At 67.5% G+C, this 16,968-nt stretch carries 17 protein-coding genes; 5 read left to right on the forward strand and 12 right to left on the reverse strand.

The window, feature by feature from the left end:
* Window positions 1-12 precede the first annotated feature (12 nt).
* Window positions 13-1,368 carry a hypothetical protein gene (locus Q2100_RS05765; protein WP_264012783.1) on the reverse strand — a complete coding sequence of 452 codons (1,356 nt, stop codon included), beginning with the start codon at window positions 1,366-1,368 and terminating at the stop codon, window positions 13-15.
* Window positions 1,369-1,420: 52 nt separating this feature from the next.
* The gene (locus Q2100_RS05770; protein WP_302913205.1) at window positions 1,421-2,212 is read right to left on the reverse strand and encodes a (2Z,6E)-farnesyl diphosphate synthase; all 792 of its coding nucleotides are present in this window, start codon (window positions 2,210-2,212) and stop codon (window positions 1,421-1,423) included.
* A 55-nt stretch (window positions 2,213-2,267) separates the two neighbouring features.
* Here Q2100_RS05770 and trhA point away from each other — a divergent pair, with 55 nt between their 5' ends.
* Window positions 2,268-3,005 (forward strand): PAQR family membrane homeostasis protein TrhA, encoded by a 738-nt coding sequence (gene trhA / locus Q2100_RS05775; RefSeq protein WP_302913206.1) that lies wholly within the window; start codon window positions 2,268-2,270, stop codon window positions 3,003-3,005.
* A 44-nt stretch (window positions 3,006-3,049) separates the two neighbouring features.
* Here trhA and Q2100_RS05780 read toward each other — a convergent pair whose 3' ends face one another.
* From Q2100_RS05780 to mca, 7 genes are all read right to left on the reverse strand, one after another.
* Complete coding sequence (locus Q2100_RS05780; protein ID WP_302913207.1) at window positions 3,050-5,350, reverse strand: EspK C-terminal domain-containing protein; 2,301 nt, start codon at window positions 5,348-5,350, stop codon at window positions 3,050-3,052.
* On the reverse strand, window positions 5,347-6,297 hold the full coding sequence (locus Q2100_RS05785) for an ESX-1 system-associated protein (RefSeq protein WP_302913208.1): 951 nt from the start codon (window positions 6,295-6,297) through the stop codon (window positions 5,347-5,349). The genes Q2100_RS05780 and Q2100_RS05785 overlap by 4 nt, the downstream gene beginning before the upstream one ends.
* 271 nt (window positions 6,298-6,568) lie before the next feature.
* Window positions 6,569-7,366 (reverse strand): WXG100 family type VII secretion target, encoded by a 798-nt coding sequence (locus Q2100_RS05790; protein ID WP_302913209.1) that lies wholly within the window; start codon window positions 7,364-7,366, stop codon window positions 6,569-6,571.
* Between the two features lie 224 nt (window positions 7,367-7,590).
* Complete coding sequence (locus Q2100_RS05795; protein ID WP_302913210.1) at window positions 7,591-7,962, reverse strand: nuclear transport factor 2 family protein; 372 nt, start codon at window positions 7,960-7,962, stop codon at window positions 7,591-7,593.
* 10 nt (window positions 7,963-7,972) lie between these two features.
* Complete coding sequence (locus tag Q2100_RS05800) at window positions 7,973-9,895, reverse strand: thioredoxin domain-containing protein (RefSeq protein WP_407667581.1); 1,923 nt, start codon at window positions 9,893-9,895, stop codon at window positions 7,973-7,975.
* Between the two features lie 52 nt (window positions 9,896-9,947).
* Complete coding sequence (locus Q2100_RS05805; protein ID WP_302913211.1) at window positions 9,948-10,223, reverse strand: hypothetical protein; 276 nt, start codon at window positions 10,221-10,223, stop codon at window positions 9,948-9,950.
* Window positions 10,220-11,092, reverse strand: a complete 873-nt coding sequence (gene mca / locus Q2100_RS05810) for a mycothiol conjugate amidase Mca (protein ID WP_302913212.1) — start codon at window positions 11,090-11,092, stop codon at window positions 10,220-10,222. Before mca ends, Q2100_RS05805 begins: the two co-directional genes overlap by 4 nt.
* Window positions 11,093-11,206: 114 nt before the next feature.
* Here mca and Q2100_RS05815 point away from each other — a divergent pair, with 114 nt between their 5' ends.
* The 3 genes from Q2100_RS05815 (at window position 11,207) to Q2100_RS05825 (ending at window position 13,082) form a co-directional block, all read left to right on the forward strand.
* Window positions 11,207-11,629 (forward strand): DUF4307 domain-containing protein, encoded by a 423-nt coding sequence (locus Q2100_RS05815; protein WP_302913213.1) that lies wholly within the window; start codon window positions 11,207-11,209, stop codon window positions 11,627-11,629.
* Between the two features lie 235 nt (window positions 11,630-11,864).
* On the forward strand, window positions 11,865-12,359 hold the full coding sequence (greA, locus tag Q2100_RS05820) for a transcription elongation factor GreA (RefSeq protein ID WP_264012794.1): 495 nt from the start codon (window positions 11,865-11,867) through the stop codon (window positions 12,357-12,359).
* 60 nt (window positions 12,360-12,419) lie between these two features.
* Entirely contained in the window at window positions 12,420-13,082 is a 663-nt protein-coding gene (locus tag Q2100_RS05825; protein WP_302913214.1) for a GOLPH3/VPS74 family protein, read from the forward strand.
* On the opposite strand, the gene Q2100_RS05830 is transcribed toward Q2100_RS05825, so the two are convergent.
* Window positions 13,074-14,225: a cystathionine gamma-synthase gene (locus Q2100_RS05830; RefSeq protein WP_302913215.1), complete on the reverse strand. Its 1,152-nt coding sequence runs from the start codon at window positions 14,223-14,225 to the stop codon at window positions 13,074-13,076. The two genes, Q2100_RS05825 and Q2100_RS05830, sit on opposite strands and share 9 nt — an antisense overlap.
* A 56-nt stretch (window positions 14,226-14,281) precedes the next feature.
* Between Q2100_RS05830 and Q2100_RS05835 the strand changes: the two genes are divergently transcribed.
* Window positions 14,282-15,448, forward strand: a complete 1,167-nt coding sequence (locus Q2100_RS05835; protein WP_264012797.1) for an acyl-CoA dehydrogenase family protein — start codon at window positions 14,282-14,284, stop codon at window positions 15,446-15,448.
* Window positions 15,449-15,458: 10 nt separating this feature from the next.
* Here the strand turns inward: Q2100_RS05835 and Q2100_RS05840 are convergent, their stop codons facing one another.
* Complete coding sequence (locus Q2100_RS05840) at window positions 15,459-16,268, reverse strand: Rv1078 family RDD domain-containing protein (RefSeq protein WP_264012798.1); 810 nt, start codon at window positions 16,266-16,268, stop codon at window positions 15,459-15,461.
* A 13-nt stretch (window positions 16,269-16,281) separates the two neighbouring features.
* Window positions 16,282-16,947, reverse strand: a complete 666-nt coding sequence (locus Q2100_RS05845) for an Rv1078 family RDD domain-containing protein (RefSeq protein WP_328518109.1) — start codon at window positions 16,945-16,947, stop codon at window positions 16,282-16,284.
* Between the last annotated feature and the right edge of the window lie 21 nt (window positions 16,948-16,968).

The raw sequence follows: 16,968 nt of genomic DNA on the forward strand, positions 1-16,968 counted from the left end.
GTCAGGGGGTTGTCAGTCGTCGGCGGTGACGAGGGTGCCGCGCAGATCGGCGGCGATGACGCGGGCTGCCGCGTTCTGCCAGTTGTGCAGGGAGCGTTGCGGGACCTCGGTGACGAACCACTGCCACGCCTTTCGGGCGACCGGGTCGAGCCCTGAGGCGGTGGCGTTCTGGGCGTAGGCGCGCACGCCGACGACGTAGGGGAAATACAGCGAGTTGTAGTGCCGCCAGTGTTCGGTGGTGCCGAAGTCGCCGCCGTCGCGCGGTTTCAGGGCGGCGATGCGGTCGGCCAGCAGGGCGCGCAGTTCGTTGGCGCGTTCGATCGGCTGATCGGGTGCGCCGCGGGCGGCGAGGCGCTCGTCGATGACGGGCAGCGCGGTGAGCGGGCTGGCGACGAGCTTGGACAGGTCGCCGTAGTGGCCGAGCGCGCGGCGGGTGAGGCGGGCGAAGGTGTCGTCGTCGACGTCGTCGAGCGGGTTGGCCGATCGCAGCGGCAGCGCGGCCTCGGTGCGGCGCAGCGCGGCGCGGTCGGCGCGCAGGTCGGGTGAGCGGGAGAAGGCGAGGCGGTCGAGCACGCCGGCGAGCGGGTCGGCCAGCACGTTGATGGAGATGGCGATGGCGAGGCTGGTGAACAGCAGGACGGTCAGCGCGGTCGCGGCGCCGTCGGTGGCGGCGAGGCCGACCAGCGCTTGGCCGCCGAACAGGAACGCGACCACGGCGGTGGCCGTGAATGAGCGCAGCATGTCCGCGCGCAGCGCCTGGCCTTCGTCGAAGGCGTCCCAGATGGCGACGGCGATGCCCAGCAGGGCGACGTCGAAGCCGGTGGACGCGAGCGCGAGCCAGCTGGGCACCAGGCCGAGCGGGATGATGAGGATCGCGTTGCCGAGTGCGAAGAAAAGCGTGGCGATGACGAGGAAGCCGACGACCGGGACGGGCCGGACGCCCTGCAGGACGGCACGGATCATCGCCCCCAGGGAGGACACGCTGACGACGGCGAACATCATCCAGTGGCCGGAGTTCAGCGGCCCGTCGACGGAGTCGGCCAGGTCGGCGCCGACGAGGGCGAGCGCGGCGATGACGGTGACGGCGGCGAGTTCACCGGCGCGGCCGCGCCAGGTCTCGATCGGGCGGGACAGTTCGACGACGACGGCGAACCAGGCGATGCCCGGCAGGGCGACGAGGTAGATCTCGATGCGGCCGAGCAGTTCGGATCCGGTGAGGACGCGGACGGCGTCGAGCGCGACGACGACGGCGAAGCTGGTGAGACCGAGGGCGGCGAGCACGAGAACGGGCTTGCGTGGGTCGCGGGCGAGCAGGTACAGGCCCAGCCACCAGCTCAGCGAGAAGACCACCGCCGACAGCGCAGCCATGTGATCAGTGTGTCACGGCGATGAGCGCCTGCGCGAAGAGCTGATCGCCGGGTTACTTGCCGTAGCGGCGGTGACGCTGGGTGTAGTCGCGTAGGGCGCGCAGGAAGTCGACGCGGCGGAAGGCGGGCCAGTAGGCCTCGGTGAACCACATCTCGGAGTAGGCGCTCTGCCAGAGCAGGAAGCCGGAGAGCCGTTGTTCGCCGGAGGTGCGGATGACGAGGTCGGGGTCGGGCTGACCGGAGGTGTAGAGGTTCTCGGAGATGGCCTCGGCGGTGACGGCTTCGACGAGCTGTTCGCCGTGCGCGCCGTCGGCGAGTGCCTTGCCGAGCAGGGCGCGGACGGCGTCGACGATCTCCTGGCGGCCGCCGTAGGCGACGGCGACGTTGACGTGGAAAGTCCCGGCAGCCGCTGCAGTCGATTCGACGGCGTCGCGCAGGCGGCGGGCGGCTTCGTCGCCGAGGAGTTCGAGGTCGCCGACGGTGCGGACGCTCCACTTGTTGGCGGGGGCGCAGATCTCTTCGACGACGTCGGTGATGATCTCGATGAGCTCGCCGAGTTCGTCGGGATCGCGCTGGAGGTTCTCGGTGGAGAGCAGATAGACCGTCGTCATCTCGATGCCGGCGGCCTGGCACCAGCGCAACATCTCGGCGATCTTGGCGGCGCCCACGCGGTAGCCGTAGCTGACGTCGTCGTGACCCTCGTCACGGGCCCAGCGGCGGTTGCCGTCGCAGAGAACGGCGATGTGGCGGGGCAGTTGGGATTTGGACCGCGCCAGCTCCTGGCGCAACCGCATCTCGTAGACCCGGTAGGCCGGCTCCTTGAGACGCGGGGGAATGATGTCCACGACGATCAAGACTACTGTGACGTTCGGGTACTCCAATGGCATTGGTGGAGGTGAGATGGCTCAGATCGATACCGCTGACGAAGCCCAGCAACAGCCGCCGCGGGTGTACGCGGAGGACTTCCCCGAGGCTGTCGTCGATCAGGTCGCGCAGTTCTTCGGGAAGCCGAGAGCGCGCGGGTGGATACACGTGTACTCGGCGATCGTGGCGCTCATCGCCGGCGCGGCGCTGGTGTCGGTGTCGTGGTCGCTGGAGTCGCAGCGGGCTGGGATCGCGACGCTGATCTACACGTTCACGATCGTGGCGATGTTCGCGGTGAGCGGGACGTATCACCGGGTGAACTGGACCTCACCGTCAGCCCGCAAATGGATGAAGCGGGCGGACCACTCGATGATCTTCATTTTCATCGCGGGCAGTTACACGCCGTTCGCGATGCTGGCTCTGCCCGAGCGCAGTGGCGTGGTGCTGCTGGCGATCGTGTGGGGTGGGGCGCTGGCCGGGGTGCTACTCAAGATGTTCTGGCCGTCGGCGCCGGCGTGGGTCGGGGTTCCGCTGTACATCCTGTTGGGCTGGGTGGCGGCGTGGTTCATCGGGCCGATCATGGACGGCGCGGGAGTGGCGGCGGTGGTGCTGCTGATCGTCGGCGGCGCGTTGTACTCGATTGGTGGGGTGCTGTACGCGGTGAAGTGGCCGAACCCCTGGCCGACGACGTTCGGGCATCACGAGTTCTTCCACGCGTGCACGGCCGTCGCGGCGATCTGCCACTACATCGCGATGTGGTTCGCGGTCTTCTAGGAAGTGGCGGCCTTGCAGGCCGTGCCGCGTTACCTGAGCTCAGATTAGGAGGGCTGAAGTTCTGACAGCGCATCAGCGGTGAGAACGCCGAGGTGCTGCCAGTAGATCCAGTCGGCGATGGCGGCGCGCAGTGTCGTCGCGTCGGCGGCGGTGTGCGCCGAGTGCAACGCCTTCTCCTGTGAGTAGTTCGCGTACTCGACGAAGGCCTTCAGGTGGAACTGCCCGCGCTCGTCGGACTGGCTCATCATCGGCTTCATCACGTTGAACCACTTCTGGAATGTCTCGTCAGCCGGAGGTGTCCCGTCCGCCGGCGCGACGGGCAACAACTCAGGAAGGTCCGCGTCGCTGACCGCCCCCAGCTGCGCCGCCGCTTGGGGCGCGATCACTTCGAGGCGCGAGCGGCCGTGCATCTGCCCGTTCTCCGGGATGTCGTCGGGTTGCAGGATCATCTTCGCCGCACCGGGGTCGAAGCCCTGGAATTGTGACTCCGTCGCTATGACCATCCGCAGAGTGGTGCTGTGCTGCTCTGCCCACCCCTTGAGCGTCAACATCGGATACGTCGCCCACTTGCCACGGTCGACCGCCGGGATCGACTCGTCGGCGCTGGCCATCTTCACCTGCTCGGGCAGATTGACGCCCTCGGGGATGTAGCCGATGCCGTAGCTGTTCGCGACCACGATCGTGCCGTCGACCGTCAGTGCCGTGACCCAGTAGAAGCCGAAGTCCTGCGTCGGAATCGCGTTGAGCGCAGCAGCGATTCGCGTCGCCACTTGGGACGGATCGTTGCCGCGGCGACTGACGGCTGCGATGGCGTCACGTTCGCGCCGAGCTGTCGATACCGGGATGGGCGCTGCAGCCGCGGCGGCGGCGGGTGGTGCCGAGGCCGGCGCCATGGGTGGCGGAGCCATCGGCGGCGGAGCAGCGGGTGACACTGTAGGCGGTGGCGCGAGCGGCATGCCGCCCATGCCGCCTCCGGTTACCGGCGAGCCAGTGTTAAGCGGAGCGGCAGGGGCCGATTGTCCGACGGGTGCAACGTTGCTCGGCTGGCTGGCAGACGGATTATGTCCAGCCGCCTGCGTTGAGGTGTTAGTCGGATCCGGCGCAATGGGTGCCGGCTGAGCGGCGGGCGCAGGCGAACTGCCCGCCGACGCCGGGTTCATCGAAGGCTCAGCTTCCGCGTATCCCTGCATGAAAGCTTCGACTGGATTCGACGGCGTGTGGCCGGCTTGGTTTGCGTTCGTAGCGGAAGCGTCGGTAGGCGACGATTCGGCTGAGGACCCAGAGTTCTCCCACAGGCCGCCGGACCCATCTCCACCGCTTCCTTGAGTCCCCGTAACACCCTGGGAAGCGCCCGAAACAGGCGTCACCGACGACGCGCCCGAAGCCGGACCTTGTGCCGCTCCAGAAGTCACGGGTCGATTACCCGACTGCTGCGCAGGAGGCGCACCCAACGGCGGCGGCCCATAGGGGCCGACAGCTGGAGGCGCGGACGTGGACTCGGTCGTCGTTCCAGCGTCCGTGCCATTCGCCAGCCCGACATTCGGGCTAGTGACCGGCGCAGGTTGACTTGGCTCAACTTCAGATTGCGTTGCACCCCCTGCGTCACCGTGTTTTACGGGATCGGCCGCGGAAAGAGGTTCGGGCGCGGGCATCGATTCGGTGGGTTTGTCACCGTCGCCACCCTTGCCGGAGAAAGCCGCTGACATCACGCTGAGGGCGTCGCTATCCGCGGGCGCCCCCTCTGCATCTTCTTCAGTCGAGAATGGGGGCGGACCGGGAGCCTGAGCTTCGCCGCCCAGCTTTCCAGCGGCATCGTTTACAGTGCGCGTGTTAGTCAGCCACGACTCGTTGACAATATTCTGAATAGCCTGGGTGGGATCGGCCTCATCCTCTGCGGCATTGTTGATGGCAGTTCTAATGCGTTCCTGCGCTCTTTCAACCTCGTTGCGAATTTCACCTTTCGCCGTCAGGATGGTCGTTGCAGCTGTCTCACATGAGGCGATGGCGCTATTGATTTGCGACTGTTGGTCCTCTAGAGCTTTGGTGCTTGCCGAGACGACGGCGGCTGCCGCTGAGGCGCTTGCACCGGCCCAAACGAGCACGCCATTGAAGATTTGAGCTCCGGACGTTCTCCATTGATAAATAGACTCCGCCAGCTCCGATTTCTGCTTTTCGAGTTCCGACTTTCGATCGCGGTAAACTGACGCGTTGGTCTCCGGCCAGGCGCCAGATTCGGTCATTTCTTCTGAATAGTCGCCCGACGGTTTTTCATCCGAACCGACTTCCGCGCCTATAAGCGAGCTTCCGATACTAACTAGCTTGTTTCCGAGTCCCGTTTCGCTCACGTCGCCGCCTTGCAAGCCCAATTAATTGTACGGACGAGTTGCGTAGCCGTCTGCGACAAGAAATTATCGTTGGCCGTGTACGTTGGCAGCGCTGCAACATATGCCCTGCGGTATTGGCCCGCGAGCGTAGCGAAATCTTCAAGGATTGCGTTTCCGCTTCTTCGACCCATGTCTTCGAGTTTGTCGGCATTTGCAGACATAACAGGACCAATCGCGTCATTAGTCGCTTTTTGTTCTGGCGTCCATTCGGACGCGGGTATTTTGGCATCTATCGCTTGCCATGCTCGAGTTTCGTCGTCGAATGACTGCGTTAGCGCGTCCCATTCCGAGCAGACTTCATTGGCAGAGCTTAGGAACATTTTCTCTACCGAAGCATCGATAGCGATAGTATTTGAGGGCGGCGAGGCAATCTGCACCAAAGGTGCAACGGCTGTTGCGGTGCCATATTCGATGGCCGAGCAGACTGAAGCAGTCGCAGTGACCAACGTATCGGTGACCACCGCTAGATCGCCGTCGTCCGCCGTATAGGACGGTACTTTCTGACTGAAGGCTCGCGCGTATTGTATGAATTGACCGTAGAGTTCGCGCATTGCCCGATGAGGCGTCTGGCGCATCAAACTGCCGGTGCGATCTGCAGCAGATTCCATCGCCTCAGCTACGGTTTGATACATTGCGCGCTGCTCCGGATTCCACCCATTGGCCGGTATGGAATCATCCCGTTCGCCCCACTTAACGTTCTTGGTTCGCTGAGAATAATCCCTAGCGATCTTCCCCCAAGCCGCACACGTCGGATCTTCCGTGATGATGTTCACCGGCCCGGTGTCATTCGCACTCGCGAATTCCGAGTCGCCATTCTGCTGCGTCGGATCACCATTCCCGCCGCCACCATCAGCGGGACGCACGACGAGCACCGTGATGACCACCGCCAGAGCGATCGCCAGAACCACAGCGATACCTCCGAGGATCCACTTCCCCCGGCCACTCTTCGGCGGCTGACCACTCGGGCCGCCCCACTGCTGCTGCGGTCCCCACGGCCCCTGCGGCGGTGGACCATAGCCGCCGCCGAACCCCTGCGGCGGCACCCCACCCTGCTGACTCCCCCACTGCGGTGACACCCCACCGCCCGGCTGACCTCCGCCGTGAGGCGGCTGCGAACCGTACGGATCCGGTGGGGGAGGCAACGTCATCGGCACACCTTCTCGTCGATCGGCATCACGGTCACACGATTATTGGAGCATCCGAGCCCGCCGGGCGGGTCGGCGCCGGTTTGGGCGGCGGAGCCGCTTCAGGCACCGGACCCGACTGCGGGGCGCCCTGTCCAGGACTCGGCTGCGGCTCTCCCACCGGCGCTTTCTCCGCACCCGGCTCCCCTGGCGCACCCGCCTGAGGCGAATCCGCTTCGTCCTTTTCCTTGTCCTCGTCGCGCTCCCCACGGCGCTCATCCTCGGACCGCTCGTCCCCGGGCGCCGCATCCTCCGCGCCGGGCAACTTGCCCGCCTCGCCGAGGTCGCCGCCTTTACCGCCCGCACCCGCCAGCTGACTGATCTGCTGCATGCCCTGCGAGACGCCCTGCGCAATTCCCTGCGGAATCGACGCGGCCATCTGCGCCATCTGCGCACCCATCTGGCCGGCCATCTGCGCCATCTGCATCGGCATGCTCATCATCTGGCTGAGCTGACTCGACGGGTCACCGCCCGCCGGCGATGAACCACTCGAGCCTGACTGTGACGACGCCTGCTGAACACCCTCGGCGCCCAGCTGATCGGCCTGCTCGTACAGACCCGCAGCTCTGAGGATGTTCTGCGCAGCCGCACGCGCCTCGTCCTTAGTCCTCGGCAGATTCTCCGCGATCGGCGCCTCGAAGCCCTGCACGTAACTCGTGGCGGCAGTCGACAGTGCATCGCTACCGCCGCCTGAGAACTGTGGCAGCGGGTCCGGGATCCCATCTGCGGCGCTTTCCAGTCCGGTGGCCCCGTTCCTCAGCTCCCCCGGGTTGACCCTGAGCTCACCGGACACCGCTAGCCCCCGCCTTCAGTTCGCGACTGACCGACGCCACGCCCGTCAACACCGAACGCTCCGCTGACACGGTCAGACGCCTCCCATCGCCGTCGCGCGAATAGGCCACAGCCGACGCGAAATCGCGCATGACCAGCCCTTCACCAATTCGATAGCAAATGCTACCGGAGCTGATCACACCTCAGGAGCACCAAATCCGACGCCGCAGACCCCCACGCAAGCGCTCAGATCTGCTTCATGTGCTCCTGCGTCCAGTACGCCTTCATGGCCTGGATCTTGCCCTCGTCGTTGAACACCATTACGTCGATCGGGTCGACCTGCATCTGCGTCTCACCGAAGTCCAGCGTCAGCCGGAAATGAAATGCCGCCTCGTGGCCCGCCACCCGCAGCGTCAGCAGCTCGGACTCGGCCTTGACACCCTCGACCGCGCCGTAGAACCCGCGGATCGCCTGCCGGCCGATGTGCACCTCGCCGCCCACCGGGTCCTCCACCGTCGCGTCGTCGGCATACAGCTCCGCCACGCCGTCGGCGTTGCCCTTGGCCACCAATTCGAGGTAGCGATTGACGGTTTCGGTGATGTGCTCAGCACTCGACATGGGCTCGAAGCTACACGGGAACGCCCAGCGCAACAGCCAATTCCGCGGTGGTCGTGACCGGCAGGTCGCACACCTGCCCCCGGCACACGTACGCCGCGTCCGCACCGCGCACCCTGTCCCGACCCGCCAGCAACTCCGAGGAATCCGCAGGCCCGCCGACCACCACCGCACCGCCCGGCGCCAGTGTGCGTGCGGCGCGCAACAGCTCCGATGACGCCGGGTCGCACGCCACCGCGATCTGGATCGGCCCACGCACCGCCGCCTCCGCGACCGTCAGCCAATGCCCACCGGCCCGCGGTGCCCTGGCCAGGATCGGCGTCGCCGATGCCAATGTGGCCGATGCCGCCTCCAGATACGTCGGCGAACCCGTCAGATGCGCCGCCAACTGCAGGGCCTCCGCCATCGACGACGCTCCCGACGGCGTTGCCCCGTCCATCGGGTCCGAGGGCCGCACCATCAGCTTGTCCGCGTCATCGGCCGTGTCGAACCACCGGCCCGGCACCTCAGGATCCGCGAAATGCTCCAACGCCACATCCAGCAGCCGCGAGGCCGCCCGCAGCCACGACGGCTCCCCCGTCACCGTGTACAGCGTCAGCAGACCCGTCGCCAGCATCGCGTAATCCTCGAGGATGGCCGCACTCTCCCCCACCCGGCCGCCCAGGCTGGCTCGCCGCAACCGGCCGTCCACCACATGGAAGTCGACCAGACGCGAGGCGCAGGCCACCGCCGCATCCAGGAGATCAGACCGTCCCAGCGCGACCGACGCCTCAGCCAGCGCCGTGATCGCCAACCCGTTCCACGCGGTGACCACCTTGTCGTCCCGCCCCGGCTGCGGCCGGTCTGAGCGCGCAGCCGCGAGAGCCGCGCGCACCTGTGCGAACCGCTCGACGTCGTCCGGATCGCGGAGCAGCTGTAGCACCGACGCGCCGTGCTCGAACGTCCCCGCCGCCGTCACGCCCAGAACATCCGCCGCCCACGCCCCGTCGTCGGGCCCGAGCACCTGGGTCAACTGCGCCGGCGTCCACACGTAGGTCAAGCCCTCGACGCCGTCGGTGTCCGCATCCAGCGACGACGTGAACATCCCGCCGTCACCCAGCGCGTCGATCAGGAAGCCAGCCGTCGCCGCGGTGACGCGCACGGCCAGAGGCGAGCCGGTCCGCCGGGCCCAGTGCGCATACAGCCGCAGCAGCAACGCGTTGTCGTAGAGCATCTTCTCGAAGTGCGGCACCACCCACGCGACGTCGACGCTGTAGCGCGCGAAGCCGCCGCCCAACTGGTCGTAGATGCCACCGCGGGCCATCGCGTCGCACGTCCGCTCCACCGCGGCCAGCGCCTCGGCGGACCCCGTGCGTTCGTAATGTCGCAGCAGCGCCTCCGACAACGCCGACGGCGGGAACTTCGGGGCGCCGCCGAAGCCACCGCGCGCCGCGTCGAAGTCCGCCAGCACCGCAGAGACCGCCGCGTCGCACAGCGCCGCCTCCATCGCAGGCCCACCGCCCGGCAATCCCGCAGCCATCACCCGCAGCTCACCCGCGATGTGGTCGGATGCCTCCTCGACGTCCCCGCGCCGCGACCGCCACGTATCGCCGACCGCCGCCAACAGCTCGAGGAAGCCGGCCTTCGGGTAGTACGTACCGCAGAAGAATGGCCTGCCGTCCGGGGTCAGGAAGCACGTCATCGGCCACCCGCCCTGCCCGGTCAGCGCGACGGTGGCGTTCATGTAGACCGCGTCCAGGTCGGGCCGTTCCTCACGGTCGACCTTGATGCAGACGAAGCCGTCGTTCATCGCGGCGGCCACCTCGTCGTCCTCGAACGACTCGTGTGCCATCACATGGCACCAGTGGCAGGCCGCGTACCCGATCGACAGCAGGATCGGCACGTCACGAGTGGCCGCCTCCGCCAGCGCGTCCTCCGTCCATTCCCGCCAGTGCACCGGGTTGTCGGCGTGCTGGCGCAGATACGGGCTGGTCGCGTCCGCGAGACGGTTAACCGGGAGGCTCCTGGGTGCGCGGCTGGCCGTCCGGGCCCAGGTCGACGGTGCCCTCGTCGACGGCCTGGTCGGGCTCGGGATGCTCGCGGTCGAAGGACTCGGGGAGCCGCTTGAGGTGCTTGCTCATCGACCACACCAGCAGGAACGTGCCGATCAGCAGCAGCACCACGACGAGCAGGCCGAACGGGCTGGCCTTACCGAAGTTCGGCCCGGTATTCCGTGGCTGGTCTTGGGCCAGCAGGGTCATTGCCAGCAGGAGGGTGTCGGTCATCGCTCCGCCTCCATTCCGGCGAACAGATCCGTCTCCGGCAGCTCTACCGGGATGCGCGAGCGGGCCAATTCGTACTCCTCGGTCGGCCACAGCTCCTGCTGCCACCCCATCGGGGTGGCGAAGAAGAAGCTCGTGGGGTCGATCTGCGTCTGGTGAGCGCGCAGCGCGTCGTCGCGCAGCGGGAAGTACTTCGCGCACTCGACCCGCGTCGTCACCCGGTCGGCGAAGATGTCCTTATCGGCGTCCCAGTGCTCCAGCCACGTGGCGAACGGCCCCTCGAGCCCGCGCTTGGCGAACTCGTCCTGCAGCAGCTGCATCCGCTGCCGCAGGAAGCCGTGGTTGAAGTACAGCTTCGACACGGCCCACGGGTCGCCGGCTTCGGGGAACAACCGGTAATCGGCGGCCGCCTCGTACGCGGCGACCGACACCTCATGGCAGCGGATGTGGTCCGGATGCGGGTAGCCACCGGTCTCGTCGTAGGTGGTCATCACATGCGGCTTGAACTCGCGGATCACCTTCGTCAGCGCCTCGGTGGGCCCGTCCAGCGGGATCGCCGCGAAGCAGCCCTCGGGCAGCGGCGGCAGCGGGTCCCCCTCCGGCAGACCGGAATCGATGAAGCCCAGCCAGTGGTGCTCGACGCCGAGGATCTCCGCGGCGCGGGCCATCTCGTCGCGCCGGATCTCGGCCATCCGGCCGTGCACCTCGGGCAGGTCCATCGCGGGATTGAGGATGTCGCCGCGCTCGCCGCCGGTCAGGGTGACCACCAGCACGCGCGCGCCCTCGTCCGCATAGCGCGCCATCGTCGCGGCGCCCTTGCTGGATTCGTCGTCGGGGTGCGCATGCACCGCCATCAACCGCAGTTCACTCATCTCATCTCATCTAACTACGGCGCCGGCGAACCTATGCCGCGGTGTCGATCACTTCTGTCGCCCTATAGTTCCAGTTCTGATTGTTCTCTCCGACCGACGGGCTGCCAAAACGAGATGATCGAACGTCCCGCCGACCGCTACGGGCGGCAGCGGTCGCCGCGCCGCAACCGCCGCTGGCTCGGCGTCGCGGCGTTGGCCGGGGCACTCGTGGTCGGCGTGATCGTCGCTCTGGTGGCGTTTGCGCGGTTCGGATCCAACGAGGTGGAGGGCGAACTGAGCGCCTACCGCCTGATCGACGACGAGACCGTCGAGGTGACCATCGGCGTCACCCGCCCCGATCCGTCGCTGCCCGCGGTGTGCATCGTGCGGGCCCGCGCCAAGGACGGTGGCGAGACCGGCCGGCGCGAGGTGTTGATCCCGCCATCGTCGCAGGCCACCGTGCAGGTCACGACGATCGTCAAGTCGACGCGCACGCCGGCGGTCGGCGACGTCTACGGCTGCGGCACCGACGTCCCGCCCTACCTGAAGGCGTCCTAGAACACCGTCGATCGGGCCCCGCAACAAACGCCAACCAGCGAATTCGTGAAAACCACACGTCCTGCCGGTGGTATGATCGGTCGGTACACGGTTCCCGCTGGGACCGTGTATTGCTGCATTTGCGGGGGGATATCTCGAGGGCTCGCGAAGCGCTGCGATACGCGTGTGAATCCCGGCGAACCCCATAACTTCGTATGCGAACAGCGCGAGACAACGACGACAGGAGCGCGAGGACATGACTGACACCCAGGTCACGTGGTTGACCCAGGAGTCCTATGACCGGCTCAAGGTCGAGCTTGACCAGCTCATCGCCAACCGGCCGGTGATCGCGGCCGAGATCAACGACCGCCGCGAAGAGGGCGACCTGCGCGAGAACGGCGGCTACCACGCCGCACGCGACCAGCAGGGCCAGGAAGAAGCCCGCATCCGTCAGCTGCAGGAGCTCCTCAACAACGCCAAGGTCGGCGAGGCCCCCAAGCAGTCCGGCGTCGCGCTGCCGGGTTCGGTCGTCACCGTCTACTACGACGGCAACAAGTCCGACGAGGAGACGTTCCTGATCGCCACCCGGCAGGAGGGCGTCAACGACGGCAAGCTCGAGGTCTACTCGCCGGTGTCGCCGCTGGGCGGCGCCCTGCTCGACGCCAAAGAGGGCGAGACGCGCTCATACACGGTGCCGAGCGGCAAGACCGTCAAGGTCACCCTCGTCAAGGCCGAGCCCTACCACTCCTGACGACGCCGGCGCATCCGCTCGGGTGCGCGGGCCGCGCACGTGCCGGGTTACCCTCCGACCGTGGCGCAGATCGCCGAGGACCTCTTTCTCCTGCTGCTGGACAACGCGTCCGGCCAGCCGGGGCTCGACCGTGCGCGCCGTGAGCGGGTGTTGACGGCTGCCGTACTGCTCGATCTGGCGTACACCTGCCACATCCGGCCCACCATGCCCGGCGAACCGGTCGAAGAGGGCCGACTGATCGCACTGACGGCCAACGCGCCGCTCGATCCGGTGACCGAGCCCGCCTTCCGGCTGCTTCAGCAGCGGCCGATGCGTCCGGCCGCCGTGGTCGGCAAGCTGCGAAAGCACACCGAGGACAACCTCGCCGAGTACCTGCACCGCACCGGGCAGATCGACCGGGTCGAGTTGCCCGCCAAGGGTTTCGGGCACGCCTACGCGTGGCCGCTGCTCAATCGCGACCGGGTGGGCCACGCCAGGGCGGCCGTGTTGTCGGCATTGTTCGACCGCACCGCACCGGCGCCGTCCACCGCCGCGATCATCTTCCTGCTGCACGCCGTCGACGGTCTCGGCGCCCTGCTCAGCCTCAACGACCGCGGCTGGCGCTGGGTGCACGGCCGCGCCGGCGAGATCGCGCTGGGCAGCTGGGTCGAGGAGTCCTCGTCCGCGCTGCCCGAGATGAACCTGGCCGTCACGGCGTCGGCACTGCGGTCGGCGTTACGCTAGCGCCTGCTCCAGATCGGCAAGCAGGTCGGCGGGATGCTCGATGCCGACCGACAGCCGCACCAGATCGTCGGGCACCTCCAGCTGCGAGCCTGCGGTGGACGCGTGCGTCATCGCGCCGGGGTGCTCGATCAGCGACTCCACCCCACCGAGCGACTCGGCGAGGATGAAAAGCTCTGTGCGGGAGCACAGGTCGCGTGCCGCCTGCGCCCCGCCGCGCATCCGCAGCGACACCATCCCGCCGAAGCCGCTCATCTGCCGGGCGGCGACCTCGTGCCCGGGATGGCCGGGCAACCCCGGGTAGAGCACGGTCTCGACCGCCGCGTGGCCGTCCAGGAACTCCGCCACCAGCGCGGCGTTCTCACTGTGCCGCTGCATCCGCAGCACCAGTGTCCGCAGGCCGCGGATCGTCAGGTAGGCGTCGAACGGTCCCGGCACGCCGCCTGCACCGTTCTGCAGGAACGCGAACGCCGCGTCGAGGTCCTGGTCGTTGGTCAGCAGCGCACCGCCCACCACGTCGGAGTGCCCGCCGAGGTACTTGGTGGTCGAGTGCAGCACGATGTCGGCGCCAAGCGACAGCGGCTGCTGCAGTGCGGGTGAGGCGAACGTGTTGTCCACCAACACCTTCACTCCCGACGACGACGCCAGCTCCGCGATGCCCGCGATGTCGGCGATCGACAGCAGCGGATTGGTCGGCGTCTCCACCCAGATCAGCCGGGTCTGCGGCGTCACCGCCGCGCGCACCGCGTCCAGGTCGGACAGCGCCACTGCGGTGTAGCTGATCCCCCACTTGCTGAACACCTTGTCGATCAGCCGGAAAGTGCCGCCGTAGGCGTCGTCGGGGATGACGAGGTGATCCCCCGGCTGCAGCAGCGCCCGCAGCGCGCAGTCGGTGGCGGCCATCCCCGAACTGAATGCCCGCCCGTATGCGGCGCCCTCGACCGCGGCCAGCGCCGACTCCAGCGCCGCGCGGGTCGGGTTGCCGGTCCGGGCGTACTCGAAGCCCTCCCGCAGCCCGCCGACGCCGTCCTGGGCGAACGTCGAGCTGGCGTAGATGGGGACGTTGACGGCGCCGGTTCGGGGATCGGGCCGTACGGCGTGAATGGCCGTCGTGGCCAGGCCCTGCCACTTGCTGTGTGCACTCATAACGCGTCGAGCCTATCCCCGTCCGCGCCCGCGGTGAGCGGGTGTAGACATGGATCATGACGACGCGTATCGACGACCTGCTCGACATCGACCAGATGCTGGAACCCGAGGAACTGGCGATCCGGCAGACCGTGCGTGAGTTCGGTGAACAGCGGCTGCGGCCGCACATCGCGGAGTGGTTCGAGGCCGGCGAGGTGCCGGTGCGCGAGCTGGCCACCGAGTTCGGCAAGCTCGGCCTGCTCGGCATGCACCTCACGGGCTACGGCTGCGGAGAGTCCAGCGCCACCGCCTACGGAGTCGTGTGCCAGGAACTCGAGGCCGTCGACAGCGGGCTGCGCAGCATGGTCTCGGTGCAGGGCTCGCTGGCGATGTTCGCGATCCACCGGCACGGCAGCGAGGAGCAGCGCCAGCAGTGGCTGCCCGGGATGGCGACCGGCGACACCATCGGCTGCTTCGGCCTGACCGAACCGGACTTCGGATCCAACCCGTCCGGGATGCGCACCACGGCTCGCCGGGACGGCTCCGACTGGATCCTCAACGGGTCGAAGATGTGGATCACCAACGGCTCGGAGGCCGACGTCGCGATCGTCTGGGCCCGCGCCGAGGAAGGCATCCTGGGGTTCGTCGTGCCGGGCGGAACGGATGGATTCACGGCGCGCAAAATGACGCACAAACTGTCGCTGCGGGCGTCGAACACCTCGGAACTGAGCTTCGACGACGTGCGTCTGCCCGAAGATGCCCGGCTCCCCGGGGCGCGCGGGCTGTCGGGTCCGCTGGCCTGCCTGTCGGAGGCCCGCTTCGGCATCGTGTTCGGCAGCGTCGGCGCCGCCCGCGACTGCCTGCAGACCGCGATCGACTACGTCGGCACCCGCGAGGTGTTCGACAAGCCGCTGGCCGGCTACCAGATCACCCAGGTCAAGATCGCCGACATGGCCGTCGAACTGGGCAAGGCGCAGTTGCTGGCGCTGCACCTCGGGCGGCTGAAGGACGCCGGCCGCATCCGGCCCGAGCAAGTGAGTTTCGGCAAGCTCAACAACGTGCGGGAGGCACTCGAGATCGCCCGCCAGTGTCGAACGCTGTTGGGCGCCAATGGCATCACGCTCGAGTATCCAGTGCTGCGGCACGCCAACAACCTGGAATCCGTGCTGACGTACGAGGGCACCTCAGAGGTGCATCAGATGGTCATCGGAGAGGCGCTGACGGGCGTCAGCGCCTTCCGATGAACCGTCCTGGTTACTGCTGAGGTCCGCCGTACTGCTGCCCCGGCTGACTCTGGAAGCCCTGCTCCTGACCCGACAGCGGAAGCGCGACGTGGTTCAGGATCTTGTCGACGAGCGTCTGCCGCTTCTGATCCCACAGCGGGAACAGCACGGCGACGATCCAGACGATGCCGCAGACCGCGGAGGCGACCCAATACAGCACCTCGCGCAGGAACGACATGCCGAATCCGACGGGCTGACCGGTGCTTTCGCTCACGATCTTGAACTTCATCCGGCCCTTGCCGATGCTGGAGCCCGTCGTCCCCTGCTTGTAGCCGAGGTTCCAGACCCAGTAGGCGATACCGGCGATCCACGTGAGGGCCAGCAGGGCGAAGCCGATGCCGGAGAACTCGGATGTGCAACCGCCGCCGTAGCCGTAGGTGTCGCCGTAGCAGTTGTTGTCGGCGGTGGCGAAGGCGATGCCGTAGCCGATGCCCAACAGTATGAGCACCGGAATGTAATCGATCAGGTAGGCGAGCACGCGGGTGCCCCAGGAGGTGTAGGCCTCCGCCGGCATGGCACCGACTCCGAGACCGTGCTGTGACGGGTACCCCTGCGGCCCACCGAATCCGCCCTGCGGACCCTGGTAGCCACCGCCCTGCGGGGGCGGCGGATAGCCGCCCTGCGGCGGGGGCGGCGGGTAGCCACCGCCCTGCGGAGGCGGCGGATAGCCACCCTGCTGCGGAGGCGGCGGATAACCGCCGGGTGGCGGCGGGGGCGGGGGCGGGTATCCCCCGCCACCCTGAGGCGGCGGCGGGTAGTCGCCAGGTGGTTGTTCAGTCATGTGTCCTCCGGGATCAGTAGTTGGGTTGGCCGGGTGTCTGGTCGAGCGGTACGCATACGGTGGTCATGATCTTGTCAGCAAGAGATTGCCGTTTGGGGTCCCACAGCGGAAAGAGAACGGCGACGAGCCAGACGACGCCGCACGCCGCCGACGCCACCCAGTAGATGATCTCGCGAACCAGCGAAAGCCCGAAACCGATGGGCTGCCAAGTCTTCTCGCTGACCACCTTGAACTTCATCACCGACTTGCCGATGCTCGACCCGGTGGTGCCCTGGCGGTAGCCGTAGTTCCACACGCCGTAGGCCAGCGGCAGCAGGACGCCGAACAGGCCGAACGACAGCTGGCCGAGAGTCGATGCGCCTTCGGCGCAGAACTCGCCCATCTGGTACTCGGAACTGTCGGTGATGCACTCGGTCTCCCGAGTGCCCATCAGCAGCCCGTACCCGATTCCGGTCAGGATGATCACCGGCACGTAGTCGATCAGCCATGCCAGCACGCGGGTTCCCCACGACGTGTAGGCCTCCTGCGGCAATACCGAACCCTGTGGCGACGGGTACCCGGACCCGCCCTGCGGAGGCGGATATCCACCACCCTGCGGCGGCGGGGGCGGTGGGTAGTTTCCACCCGGTGGTGGTGGAGGTGGGAGGTTTCCAGAGGGCGGCGGCGGTTGTTCGCTCATGAACACCTTCCAGGTGAGGTA

The organism is Mycolicibacterium arseniciresistens, from assembly GCF_030519285.1.
Taxonomy (GTDB): Bacteria; Actinomycetota; Actinomycetes; order Mycobacteriales; family Mycobacteriaceae; genus Mycobacterium; species Mycobacterium arseniciresistens.

Excerpts from the sequence above, each read along its gene's own strand:
- Q2100_RS05765 (WP_264012783.1), bottom strand. The coding sequence starts at position 1,368 with ATGGCTGCGCTGTCGGCGGTGGTCTTCTCGCTGAGCTGGTGGCTGGGC.
- trhA (WP_302913206.1), top strand. The coding sequence starts at position 2,268 with ATGGCTCAGATCGATACCGCTGACGAAGCCCAGCAACAGCCGCCGCGG.
- Q2100_RS05795 (WP_302913210.1), bottom strand. The coding sequence starts at position 7,962 with ATGTCGAGTGCTGAGCACATCACCGAAACCGTCAATCGCTACCTCGAA.
- Q2100_RS05805 (WP_302913211.1), bottom strand. The coding sequence starts at position 10,223 with ATGACCGACACCCTCCTGCTGGCAATGACCCTGCTGGCCCAAGACCAG.
- mca (WP_302913212.1), bottom strand. The coding sequence starts at position 11,092 with ATGAGTGAACTGCGGTTGATGGCGGTGCATGCGCACCCCGACGACGAA.
- Q2100_RS05815 (WP_302913213.1), top strand. The coding sequence starts at position 11,207 with ATGATCGAACGTCCCGCCGACCGCTACGGGCGGCAGCGGTCGCCGCGC.
- greA (WP_264012794.1), top strand. The coding sequence starts at position 11,865 with ATGACTGACACCCAGGTCACGTGGTTGACCCAGGAGTCCTATGACCGG.
- Q2100_RS05830 (WP_302913215.1), bottom strand. The coding sequence starts at position 14,225 with ATGAGTGCACACAGCAAGTGGCAGGGCCTGGCCACGACGGCCATTCAC.
- Q2100_RS05835 (WP_264012797.1), top strand. The coding sequence starts at position 14,282 with ATGACGACGCGTATCGACGACCTGCTCGACATCGACCAGATGCTGGAA.
- Q2100_RS05840 (WP_264012798.1), bottom strand. The coding sequence starts at position 16,268 with ATGACTGAACAACCACCTGGCGACTACCCGCCGCCGCCTCAGGGTGGC.
- Q2100_RS05845 (WP_328518109.1), bottom strand. The coding sequence starts at position 16,947 with ATGAGCGAACAACCGCCGCCGCCCTCTGGAAACCTCCCACCTCCACCA.